Here is an 11630-nt window from a genome sequence, read left to right as displayed (position 1 = left end):
CTTATCAGCGTATGATTATTAGGTCAGTCAATAAGCTAGGTGTTTACTATGAGAGTGTTGTGCCCAGAGTGCGGTCAAAAGAGCCGCATTCAAAAATCCAACCGTTTGTCTAACAGTCATTCAGATTTGTATTGCAGTTGCAGTGACCCAGAATGTGGGCACAGTTTTGTGATGAACTTATCTTATAGCCATACGTTAAGCCCATCAGCAAAAACAACCAGCCAAATGGCTTTTGAGTTGTGTAAGGCGCTGCCGCCAGAAGCACGACAACACCTTAAACAGCAACTTTCTATGCTTTAAATTACGGGTATTCGTAAATTACTTTGTCATAAACGCAGTACTCTCCGCCTCACAAGCCATCTCGACAATGCTCAAGATGGCTTTTTCTTTTTCTTCGTCCAACGGTTCTTTCATATCAGCGATAATCAAGCCCGCAATGTATGCCCCTGCAAATCTTGTAAGTGCTGTCGCCTCACTGTTCGCAACGCCATCGACCACGATTTCTAGTGCAGATAGGGCGATGTCCCTTTGCTCGTAAACCTGATCCTTTCCAATTTGTTGTAATACAGCCATTTAGCCTCCTAACTGACGAAGCACTGTATATTAATACAGTGGTTTTTATCCCGCAATTTCAATGTGCGATTTTGTTATCTACATTTATCTTTATATAAGCGACTGCTATTCCATAACAATCGCATTGCATAATAAGAATTAATGAAATATCAAAATTTGATTTGAAGACGCTTTTGTTAACGACTCGTCATAGTTGGCATATCTTTCGCTCCTATAAGTCAAAGGAGACTAGTGAAGGAATCTGCATGACAAGTGAATTCAAAGGTTTAGATCCAATCGTTTCCTTTTTTGTAAAAGAACGATTACGAAAAAGAAAAACTCAGACGCAAATTGCAACTCAAACTGGTATTAAACTGACGACCTATCAACGTATCGAGCAAGGGAAACGCTCACCGGATTTTACAGAACTGCGCAAGCTGTATCGGTACCACCAACTCACGTTTGTGGATGTTGCCTTGGGGGAATTGAACAAAAGACCGATAGATGATCAGGAACTGCTTTCCGCGACTCAACTGGTGCCCAATCGAATTCGTCACGCATTGATTGAGTTGATTAAGTCCATCACGCAGAAAGAATAAAGCCCACCGGATTGGTGGGCTTGGTTTATGCTGCTTTAGAGATAGTTTTTGCCGTAACGTTAGCTTCTACTAATGCTTGCGCTACTGGTGGGCACACCGCATTCCCACACCTTGCGACCTGACTCGCTTTCGACAGCTTCTTGCCATCGCTACTGTGTGAAATCTGGTAATTCTCAGGGAACCCTTGAGCAGCAAATAATTCATGTGGTTCAAGCATACGCATACCAATATCGACTATCTGGTATTTTTCGCCTTTAACTGTGACTAGCCCAAACCTGTCTTTTGTCGTCACTGTTCCGATTGGACTATCACAAGACTCACCATAACTAGTGCCGTAATACTTCAATAAAAACGCTCTCACTTCACCAATATGAAAACCACCGGCAGAAATGGTATGCACGGGCTCATTAGTACCATGACCAATATTGGTTCCACGCATCTTGACCATATGACTTGTAACTAAAGCAAAGTGACCACCTTTGACTTGAGCACATATTGTTCTTAATGGCTCATTAGCCGGCATGTTTCTTTGACTCGATGCATTCGCACATTCAGTGACAAATGGAGTAGAACAACTCTCTGGTACGACAAACGGGGCATCAGAAGAAAAGACAAATTTATCAAGCCCTTTGGCTATGCGCTCCATTGTCTTTTCCGCTAATGGACGTTTGCGGTTAAAAATAGACTTAACAGGGATAGACCAATCAATAATATCTGCTGCAGAAGCGAAAGGCTTTAAACCACTCCCATCAGGGCCATGAGTTTTAGCCGGCCACTCGATTGGCTGACCATCATTTCTGGCTACCATAAAGAAACGTTTTCTCGTGGTAGGTGCGCCATAGTCGCAAGCATGAAGAACCTTGAAGTCTAGCGCGTAGCCTAAGCCGGTCTGTAATTTATCGTAATGTGGGAAATCATCACCAAGGGCTGTTTTAATTTCTTCCCATGCAGGGTGGCCTTCATTCAATCCGTCAGTTAATACTTTCACAAAAGCATCAAAGGTTTCGCCTTTTCGGTCTGGACATGGTTTGAATTTGCCACTTTCGGTTTCAACAACTGGCCCCCATGTCATGAACTCTTCAACGTTTTCTAACATCATCATACGAACTGGCACCATTGCCGCCCAACGGACAGCTACCCATGCCAGCCCACGAATATTCTTATCAACCGGACGGTTCCCTTTTGCCTTAGAAAAATGCTTACAGTCAGGTGAAAACCACGCAAGACCAACCGGACGACCTTCACATGCTTCAATTGGGTCAACATCCCAAACAGACTCACAATAATGCTTAGTTTCAGGGTGGTTAACTTTATGCATATCAATGGCTACAGGATCATGATTAATTGCAATGTCCACATGACGATTCAAGCCCAATTCCATTCCAGTAGAAGCACCGCCGCCACCTGCAAAATTATCTACAACGATTTCACCTGGTAGTATCATTTTTACTTTTCCTTACGCTAGCGGCCAATCGTCTTCCATCTCTGGGAAGAACGATAAGTCCGGTTGTTGATATTCTTTGTTTTCAGGTTGAGCAAATACGCTGTCCCAACCTTCGAAATTCATCCAACTGCGGTCTTCCGCAGGTATGCGAGTCACTTCAACCAGTTGCGCTGGGCGAATATTGCCGTGTTCGTCCAGCTCCGCAGGGCGGATTTGCAAACTTCTTTCACTGTCGACTCGAATTGAGCTGCCTTTTAGCAGCACTTCCACCGTCGATTCATCGAGAACCGATGGTTTATTGTTCATATGTCTCTCTGGTTCTAACAAACGGGATAGCTGATTGCTGACCTGTTCGTCTCGGGGCTCCGTACAGTTATTGACAGAACTCCGAGAGGTGCCGGAGGCACCAATTGCGGTCGCTGCGCTCCCTTGGGTGATCGCTTCAGCTTCTGCTTCTACCTTTGATTTCTTTTGAATTGTCCAAACCTTAGTGCGAGTTTTAACGACCGCTTCCGGTGTTTGGAAACCCTCTATCTTGCGTACGTCCTCACCGTGAGGAGACGCAAAAGGAAGAACTTGATATGAGTTTGTGATCAGCAAATCTTCGCGCTTAACGAATGGACCACCTTGCCCCATGATGTAGCCTTGCCAATTGCCATGGTCTGCCGCTTTCATCGTATCTACGATGCATGCTTCATCAGATTGGATTCGTGCCTGGTAGTTTTTGCCGATCACGTCCACCAACTCTTTATTGGTTAACAGGTGATCAGGTTTAACCGGACCAACTACATAGCGGTGCAACATGTAGTACATATCCAACAGGTCAGCGCGTTCTTGCATGAACACGTATTCCATAAAGGCTTTTTTGTTTTGGCTTGCGAAGCGGCGCAACTCGCGGTAAGTCGTAACCGGAGCACCACCAAAGAATTGGAACTGACGAATTGCCCAGCGGCTTTTCCAAGCGCTAACGTTCTTCGCCATGTCTTTCACAGATTTACCTGTTTCGTCGGACACTTCATCGTCCATGGCAAAACCGTCGATGTTCTTAGAGATGTATTTTGCGATGTAGCCCGTTGCAGTACCTTTCTCTGGGTCGATGTAACCAAAGTCGCAACGAGGGCGGTAATCCATAGGGCCAACGTAACTACCCTTACGAAATGGCTTTTGCTTTTCCTTCTCGTATTGCGGGTGCAGTTCGCCACGGTCTTCTAATGTTGCGTAACTAATAAAGATATCGCGCACTTCCATCACATCTTCTGGTTTAACCCAGATCAGCAAATGCCAGTGTGGTGTGCCATCGTGATGAGGCTCGGCAACACGAACGCCAAACCAACGGATTTCTTCACGACCTAACTTAGCGCGGATACGCTGCCAAACATTATTAAGGTACGACTGCGCCTCACGTGGGCTTGCGCCGTTCCAGTGGTCAATGAATCCGCCTTTCTTGTATGAGTTGTGGTATTTAGATGGCGTGGTTAGCGTTAGGAACAAACCTTGTAAACCAAGCTCGTTACCGATGTTTTCACAACCGCGACAACGCACCATCAACTCATGACGGCGAATGGCTGGGTTAGATACGCTTTTCAGAACCATTTCAGCAAGATCAGCTTTTTCTTCGTTTTCTTCGTCGAAGAGTTCACATTGCTTGATGTATTCCCAGTTGCGCTTTTGCTGCTCTTGATGCTCACGAACACAATCCCAAGACGCATAAGCCGATGCTTTTGAAGATACTTGCCCCATGGCAATCGCTAGGTGCTCACGCATAATTTTCCGCGCCTTCACCAAACGACCAAGCCACCACTTCTCGCTAATCATGCGAGAGATATCTTGCAGAGCAGACAACTCATTTTGCTTTTTGTATTTGCATGGTGGCTTAATGCCAAATTCGGAAGTGAAAGCAGCTAACTGGTGATAGCCCTCAACAACAGGGCAGAACGTTATGTCCTTTTCCTGTTCAGCTTCCGTAATGCTTGCCAACTTAGAAGAGATAATTTGGAAACGCGCATTCATGATTTTGCCAATCTTGAATGCCATCTCTTTGATTTCGTCCAGTTCCAATTCTGCCAAGATGCGGCTTTTCACTGGCTTGCGGTTTTTCTCCGCTTTGTCGAAATCAAAACGAAGTTGAGGTTTTGCGATCGCAGGATGTGCAGAAACAAAGTCGCTTTGTTCAGTGGTTTCAATTTCTTCACTGAGCAAAGCCACCTTTTGAGTGGTTGGTAATTTCTTGTAGCGAGTCATGACCATGCGAACACGTTCCGCTGCCGGATGCATTCTTTCACGCAAGAAGGTATTCGCTTTCTGCTGTGGGTTGCGAATGCCTCTTTTCTTGTCGCTGTCACTTAACTTAGCGGTGCAAGTTTTGATGTAGCGTTTAGCAAAGTACTTAACCAAGTAATCTGGCAAGTTTTCAAACTGCTTTTTGCACCATTCAAAATCACGTGGGTTAGCCTCGAACAGGTTACGTTCGATCACGCTCATGTCGTCAGGTTCTAGAGACTCATCAAAACGTCTTGCCCCAAAACAAGCATCTGCAATCGTTTTTGGCGGTTGCGGAAAAACGTGCATGCTTCCCCAACTTTGACAAGCCAGAGAAGCCGCACGTTTGTAATCATGGTCAAACCCGAACTTGTCTAAGCCCAGTAGCTCGATTTCTGTTGGTTCGATTAGGTGATTCACGCTTAAACTCTTACGCACCAACACTCAACGCCATTTGCCAAAGCGGATTGGTATAAGTTGGCTTCTTAATACCAACCATTTCGATTGGCTTCGCTTTAGATTTAGCGCGAAGCTTGCGAACTTTCTCCGCTCTCGCCTTGCTCTTTTTAATGTTGGTTACGGCTTCATCCAGTGAGCAACCTTCTCTCAAGTGCTTGTAAATGGTGGTGTGCGTGGTACCGATCGCATTGGCGATGTTCTCGATTCCTTTAATGCCTTTCCATTCATGCATTGGTGTACCACTGTTGTTCTCTCTACCATCAACAAAATGAACCGCTTCGCGAATCGTCTTGCCGTTACGAAGGCGTGACTTCAAAGTACCTAGAGGAATACCGAACGCTTTTGCGATCGCTGACTGACCTTTGTGACCGTCTAGTTCGTAGATGTAATCTTTTCTCATGCTGCCACCTTCACTGTTTTTGGCGTCCCACAACGTTGGCAATGAGTTTCTTTTGCTTTGAATGCTCTTTTGCACTCTTGGCATTGCTCAACACCAGTTGAAACGATATGGCTCAAGCCTTGAGGAATATCGAAGCGATTGCCGTTATCCCAGATAAACCATGCGTATTCACACGAATCTGAACCGCCTTTGACAAAGCGAGGGCGAGGAACAATAACTGGCGTTTTTCGTGGAAAACCGATTTCAAACCAAAACGGCAAACGGTCTTTCGAACCCAAATAGTTAACACGCTGCAGGTACGCCATTGTTCCGTCTGGTGCTAACTCACTTAGGCTCTTACGAATGAATTCTTCGGTTAGGGAGAAAGGCGGATTAGTGATAATCACATCCTGTTGACCAAACTCCGTGGTTAGGTAGTCAATGCCTTTCTCAATCTCTGCAAATGACTTTTGGCTTTGAGGAAGTGCGACCTTTTCGAAGATCGCACCCGTGCCGTAACAAGGCTCAAGAAACTTGTCTGTTGGACGAAACGTTAACTTTGATAGCAGAGCATCAACCACTTCTGATGGCGTTGGGTAAAGTTCGCGTTCGATTACTTTTCCGTTAGTAGAACTCATTACTTACCCCTTACATTTTGCTAGCGCGTTGTTGTAATGGTCAGAATCAACCCAAACAATCAACGCTGTTTTCTTGTTGTCCGCTAGGTCTGTAGCTCCTAGCCCCTCGGTTTTGAATTTGATAGTGGTTAGCCCTTTGTTGTACTGGGCTGAGTCCATGCATTGGTGCAATGCTTGAACGGTTACGTTCTCGTCACCAATTTCATTAAGTAATTGCGTTAGTGATGCCATATCAGATCGCCTCAACCGTTGGGTAGCCATGCAGTGGTTCACAGTCGCGCCACCACATTTGCATGGTTGCGTTTTGGCTAGTGCTTTTAGTACTTGCAGAGATAAAGAAAAGTGCGCGGATGGCTCCAAGCGCTTGGTGATGTGTTGGGCCGTCGGTTGATTGGTTGAATACAACAACCCAGTAAACCCACCATGCAGTGATGAAGTCTTCAAGGCACAAACCTTGTTCAGTGCCGTTTACGTTCACCAACATTGCTCGAGTAGAATCAAGCTCTAACATCACGCCTTGGCTTGATTCAACTGAGTTGAAAACACGGATAAATTGCTCGATTTTGCGAGAAGTAAAACCTTCGTGACGAAGACCAAACTCTAAGTCTTTGCGGTAGATAGTTAGGATGCTCATGCTTCCACCCCCGCTTTTGCTTCGGTTGCTTCACGAGCTTTAATGATCAGTTCGGTGAGTTGGCTTTCTATAGATAGGAGCTTTTCGAGTACATCTTCGTCATCCAACCACACATTTTCACTTATCAATCTAATGTGTGAATGCCCTTCTTGGTAACACGTATCAGCGGCGTTAGCGTGCACACTGAATTTGCTTACATGCCCAGAGAAACTAGTAAAGACATGAATCACATCCGCATTCGCCATTGCCAAAACATTAATAGCATGAACGATGTCATAAACTTCACGCTTTTTGATTGCTTCCAATACGCAACGTGCGTTGTCGGCAATTTGCTGTGCTGTATTTTCCGGTTGGTCAGAGAAATCCGCTTTAACGGTGACCATGTGCTTTGGAAGCAAACAACTTAGTGCATACACAAGGCTACGTTGGTTGCTCATTGTTAGGTCGTGCATTTGGCGAGATTGGCGAAGCATTTCAACAGCTTCGGTATGTAGTTCTTGTGCTTGTTTAAGTTCGGTATTCATCTTCTATGCTCCTACGCTAAGACGAAAAAAAGCCCCCTGTTACAGGGGCAAAGGCTGGCTTGCTGTCTAATGGGTACTACTGAATTGGTAATGCTTGAGGCGACGAACATCACCCAAGTCATTGTCGAAGCTGACAATCAAATCTTTTAGATACTGCATTCCGCTTCGAATCTTTTGCAGCTCCAAGTCGTTAAACGACTCAAAAGCGCGTTGGTAATCTCTTGCAGGCAAACCACCTGCAATAAGCACTAGGCCACGGCTTTTATCCGGTAGTGCGTCAAACATCTTTCTCAACTTGCAGCGAGTGGCCTCGCCAGTGAAAAGAGCCTTACAAGCTGCAATGCTTTCTGCGGCATTTGGTGTCTGCAACTGTCGCTCTTGTTTAATAGCTAACTGACTCACGTGGACTCCTTAGGTTAAACCTGGAATAGGTGCACCATTGGCAAGGAAATCTGTGCCCATTTGCATGAGAGGCTGAAAGCCTGTGGTGCGGTTTTCTAAATCATTGACGAACAAAACCAAGTTACCGATGGCAGCTTGTACCTTGGCGATGGTTTTGCGTTTTTGACTGCGAGGTAAACGGTCTGCACTGCACATGTGCATTGCATCGCTAGACAGCTCACCTGAATACTGGCTATTGAGCAGAATGCGCTCTAATAGGTTTTTCTCTTCACCTTCTTGTGGCAGTTGGACTGTCACCACACCGAGATCAGAAAAGAGTGTGTTCACAATGGTGTAATCACCGGATTCTTTACTCAGCAATGCCAAATCAACTGGGTCTAACTTGTGAGGCTGTTCTGGGTTCAGCTTGTTACGCAGCATTCTTCCTGTCAGCCCGATACTTGGTGCTAGCTTTTCCATATTGTGATTGACGGCGAAGTCGCTACATGCAGCATTGAAAGATTGCTGTTTGCGTTCGCGTAATCCGCACATGGCGATTTTATTGTCCATGGTCCACACTCTTACATGAAAGGTGGTACGAAAATGACGACCCAAGCAAACACATTTAGCCACAACGGGCAGTATGATTTGGTTGGGATTAGAGAAGAAAAGCGCATGGTCTATGCCGCCTTACCGATTGCTTTGCCTGATTTTGGCTCTAGAGCTTCCATCGCTTCACGAGCGGCAATTTCATGCATTGCAACCATATTAATCAGCGGCTTATCGCGAGGTTTATCTTTAGGCTTGATGATGATGCGACCTTCACTGATGTACTGACGGATGGTGCCAATCGGCAAACCTGTAACGCGTGAGTACTCTTCCAAAGTCACGTATGGGCTGATAGGTGGTATCTTGAAACTAAGCATGGTGATATCCTTGCGTTTATGTCTATATTCATCGGTTGTCATTTGCTTTGGTCGGCATGGCATCCGAAAACAACTAGATAATAGATCGTCATTTAACTTTCGTAAATAGTATTTTGACGATTTATTCGAATTTGAGTGATCTAGATCCATGAAAAAGAGTCTAATACCGCCCTTTGACTATATGAGGGGTTCTGATTTTACAAAGCGACTTAAGCTTTTGACAGGCTGCAATGATTTCCAAGAACTCAGCGAGTTACTTAACGTCCCGAAAACCACTTTTAGTACTTGGAACTCTCATGACCGGACATCGCATGAATTGATCGTTCGTTTGCATTTAGCACTTGGAATTCCAATCGAAGAACTGGCTCTAAACCCTGAAGATAGAGAGCGTGCTTCGGAGGTTCGTGAGTCTACTCAGCGATACATACCTCAAGAGCCATTAAAACAAGTAGCCCCATCTCAACGCTCTGTTGTGATTCTTCCTACGTACTGTTTAACGAATGGTCAGCTCATAGGTACTGGAGAAATTCCCTACCCTGTCAGAATGTTCAATAGCTGGAACCTTGACGAACCAAACACCATTGAGATTGAGACAAATGAGGCGCGGTACCTGGTAGATAAGCGCTTCACGGATGCCGTGAGTGGGTATTACTTAATTGACATGAGTGGGCGTATGTCCATCAACCATATTCAGCGCTTACCCACAAAACTTGCCGTTGTATTTGGTGACGCAACGGTTGAAGTTGCCGAAGAGGACATAAAGGTAGTTGGAAGAATTGCTGTAACGTTGAAAAAAGACTGATTTCATTAACTAGGAGATAAAGAATGGGTTTCGTTGGTTGGGGTTTAATTGGCTTAATTGCTCTGGCTTTCTACTGGGTTCGTAAAGCAAAGAAAACGATGAACGACCCAGTGAAGTTCCGCGAATATGTTACACAGAAAGGCTACAACGAGGAGCAACAAAAAGACTTCTGCAAGCGGTTGGGGATTGATTACGAAAAGGTCACGGCTAAAACAGAGCCTACTCCTTCATTTGAACCAACTCATAAAAGCAAGGCTACAGCTCCACTCTATGATGAATCTTTAGAGCAACTAACACCGCGAAGAATGAAAGCGCTATACAAACTTGCCAACCAGATTCTTGAAGATGAAGTGGTCGACTTAGCTGAATCGAAAAAGCTATTAGCTTGGTTCAACCGATACCCAGAATCTAAAGAAGACCCTAGAACGCAAAGACTTGCTGTTGTTGTCAAAGAGTACCTATCAGACAAAGTACTCGACCACGATGAAGCACTGCACTTGTTCAGTATGCTCACCGATTTCTGCGACGACTTCGAACAACAAGAACAAGAACTTAAAAAACCAAAAGTCACCGTTCCCCCAACGGCAAAGCGTATCAATATCGCAAAGGGTTCTGGATTCTCATTTGTAAACGACCTCACTTTGGGCAATGAGTACTTTATGAGCTATCGCGATGCCAGTGGCCAAGTGTCTGACCGTAACATCATTCTGACAAAGGTAGATTCAAACGCTAACGGCGATACTTACATCAAGGCTCATTGTTTGATGCGAGATGCTCTTCGTACATTCAGAGCGGATCGCATTACTGGATTGTGCTGCGTCGAAACTGGCGAAGCATTTGTTTGATAGGTAATACTTTTGACTGTTCGCAATCTTAAAGACGGAAGCAAAAAACCTTGGCTATGCGAGTGTTACCCGCAAGGTCGAAACGGTAAGCGCACCCGTAAACGCTTCGCCACCAAAGGCGAAGCCAATGCCTTTGAACTCCACCTCATGAAAGAGGTGGACGATAAACCTTGGCTTGGAGCAAAGCCCGATCACCGTCGCCTGTCTGACTTGGTTGCGCTTTGGTTTAAGTTACATGGAAAGAATCTAAAATCAGGTGACCATTCTCGCTTGCGTTTAGAAATGATGGTTGCCGATCTCGATAATCCAATCGCTGCTCATCTGAATTCACAACAACTGGCGTTGTACAGAGCTAACCGCTCGAACAAGGGGAGAGGCAAACAACACAAGGAATTGTCGATCGCCTCTAGTAATACGGACTTCGGCTTGCTGAAATCTGTGTTCAACAAGTTGATAAAGCTTGGTGAGTGGAAGCTACCTAATCCGGTGAATGGTATTGATGCCATCAAAAAGCCACAAACTGAATTGGCGTTCTTATCCGATCAGGAAATTCAGCACTTATTCGCAGTAGCAAGGCAGAGCCCAGTTGGTGACGAGATAATTAAGATATACAAGATTTGTTTATCAACAGGTGCGCGTGTTAGGGAAGCGATATTTCTGAAAGGCTCCAACTTAACGAAGTACCGAATCACGTATAGCAATACCAAAGGCAAACGCAACCGAACGGTGCCTATTTCGGAAGACTTATATAACCAGATTTATAAGCCAACCAATGATCGCCTTTTTACTTGCAGTTACAGAGTTGTGTACAAATGGCTTAGGGTAGCATTGCCACACTTACCGGAAGGGCAAGCAACTCACGTTCTACGCCATACCTTTGCAAGTCACTTTATGTCGAATGGCGGCAACATCCTTGTTCTAAAGGAAATCCTCGGCCATAAGATGATTGACCACACTATGATTTACGCCCATTTCTCACCAAGCCATTTGAGTGATGCGGTGCGCTTCAACCCTCTCGTAAACCTCAATATCTAGCCGCCACAAATGGCGACAAGATGGCGACAGCCGCCATTAAACATCGGTATTTATCGGCAACCATCAGAACGGGATACTTTTCAAACACTAGATATAGCAAGGGATTGCTAGGTTTTGCGAGGGTTATAGAAAGAGTGAAACATAATAAAGCTT

Annotated in this window: 16 protein-coding genes; 5 read left to right on the top strand and 11 right to left on the bottom strand. The window is 45.2% G+C overall.

What is annotated here, in order from left to right:
• Positions 1-48: 48 nt before the first annotated feature.
• Positions 49-300: an ogr/Delta-like zinc finger family protein gene (locus KIV40_RS16585; RefSeq protein WP_029822517.1), complete on the top strand. Its 252-nt coding sequence runs from the start codon at positions 49-51 to the stop codon at positions 298-300.
• 18 nt (positions 301-318) lie between these two features.
• Here the strand turns inward: KIV40_RS16585 and KIV40_RS16580 are convergent, their stop codons facing one another.
• Positions 319-573, bottom strand: coding sequence for a hypothetical protein (locus KIV40_RS16580; protein ID WP_061008747.1), 255 nt, complete (start codon positions 571-573; stop codon positions 319-321).
• 245 nt (positions 574-818) lie between these two features.
• Here KIV40_RS16580 and KIV40_RS16575 point away from each other — a divergent pair, with 245 nt between their 5' ends.
• Positions 819-1151: a helix-turn-helix transcriptional regulator gene (locus KIV40_RS16575; protein ID WP_285350281.1), complete on the top strand. Its 333-nt coding sequence runs from the start codon at positions 819-821 to the stop codon at positions 1149-1151.
• A gap of 25 nt (positions 1152-1176) precedes the next feature.
• On the opposite strand, the gene KIV40_RS16570 is transcribed toward KIV40_RS16575, so the two are convergent.
• The 10 genes from KIV40_RS16570 to KIV40_RS16525 all read right to left on the bottom strand — a co-directional run bounded on the left by KIV40_RS16570 (position 1177) and on the right by KIV40_RS16525 (position 8795).
• Positions 1177-2595: a DNA cytosine methyltransferase gene (locus tag KIV40_RS16570; protein WP_285350279.1), complete on the bottom strand. Its 1419-nt coding sequence runs from the start codon at positions 2593-2595 to the stop codon at positions 1177-1179.
• Positions 2596-2607: 12 nt separating this feature from the next.
• A complete protein-coding gene (locus tag KIV40_RS16565) occupies positions 2608-5163 on the bottom strand; it encodes a replication endonuclease (protein WP_285350307.1) in 2556 nt (851 codons plus the stop codon).
• Positions 5164-5284: 121 nt separating this feature from the next.
• A complete protein-coding gene (locus KIV40_RS16560) occupies positions 5285-5713 on the bottom strand; it encodes a hypothetical protein (protein ID WP_285350277.1) in 429 nt (142 codons plus the stop codon).
• Positions 5710-6330, bottom strand: coding sequence for a DNA methyltransferase (locus KIV40_RS16555; RefSeq protein ID WP_285350275.1), 621 nt, complete (start codon positions 6328-6330; stop codon positions 5710-5712). Before KIV40_RS16555 ends, KIV40_RS16560 begins: the two co-directional genes overlap by 4 nt.
• A gap of 3 nt (positions 6331-6333) precedes the next feature.
• Positions 6334-6561: a hypothetical protein gene (locus KIV40_RS16550; protein ID WP_285350273.1), complete on the bottom strand. Its 228-nt coding sequence runs from the start codon at positions 6559-6561 to the stop codon at positions 6334-6336.
• A gap of 1 nt (position 6562) precedes the next feature.
• Positions 6563-6964 carry a hypothetical protein gene (locus tag KIV40_RS16545; RefSeq protein ID WP_061008743.1) on the bottom strand — a complete coding sequence of 134 codons (402 nt, stop codon included), beginning with the start codon at positions 6962-6964 and terminating at the stop codon, positions 6563-6565.
• On the bottom strand, positions 6961-7488 hold the full coding sequence (locus KIV40_RS16540) for a hypothetical protein (RefSeq protein WP_285350272.1): 528 nt from the start codon (positions 7486-7488) through the stop codon (positions 6961-6963). The genes KIV40_RS16545 and KIV40_RS16540 overlap by 4 nt, the downstream gene beginning before the upstream one ends.
• A gap of 66 nt (positions 7489-7554) precedes the next feature.
• On the bottom strand, positions 7555-7890 hold the full coding sequence (locus KIV40_RS16535) for a hypothetical protein (RefSeq protein ID WP_285350270.1): 336 nt from the start codon (positions 7888-7890) through the stop codon (positions 7555-7557).
• Positions 7891-7899: 9 nt separating this feature from the next.
• Entirely contained in the window at positions 7900-8439 is a 540-nt protein-coding gene (locus tag KIV40_RS16530; RefSeq protein WP_285350269.1) for a phage regulatory CII family protein, read from the bottom strand.
• Positions 8440-8549: 110 nt separating this feature from the next.
• Entirely contained in the window at positions 8550-8795 is a 246-nt protein-coding gene (locus tag KIV40_RS16525) for a hypothetical protein (RefSeq protein ID WP_069487903.1), read from the bottom strand.
• Positions 8796-8943: 148 nt separating this feature from the next.
• Here KIV40_RS16525 and KIV40_RS16520 point away from each other — a divergent pair, with 148 nt between their 5' ends.
• Genes KIV40_RS16520 through KIV40_RS16510 form a run of 3 tightly spaced genes read left to right on the top strand, consistent with a single transcriptional unit; the run spans position 8944 to position 11477 of the window.
• Positions 8944-9597, top strand: coding sequence for a phage repressor protein CI (locus tag KIV40_RS16520; protein ID WP_285350264.1), 654 nt, complete (start codon positions 8944-8946; stop codon positions 9595-9597).
• A gap of 23 nt (positions 9598-9620) precedes the next feature.
• A complete protein-coding gene (locus KIV40_RS16515) occupies positions 9621-10442 on the top strand; it encodes a hypothetical protein (RefSeq protein WP_285350263.1) in 822 nt (273 codons plus the stop codon).
• 12 nt (positions 10443-10454) lie between these two features.
• A complete protein-coding gene (locus tag KIV40_RS16510) occupies positions 10455-11477 on the top strand; it encodes a tyrosine-type recombinase/integrase (RefSeq protein ID WP_029822535.1) in 1023 nt (340 codons plus the stop codon).
• The last annotated feature ends 153 nt before the right edge of the window (positions 11478-11630 follow it).

It is taken from the genome of Vibrio sp. D173a (assembly GCF_030248475.1).
Note: the sequence above shows the minus strand (reverse complement) of the source record. Positions and strands in the feature narration are given on the sequence as shown.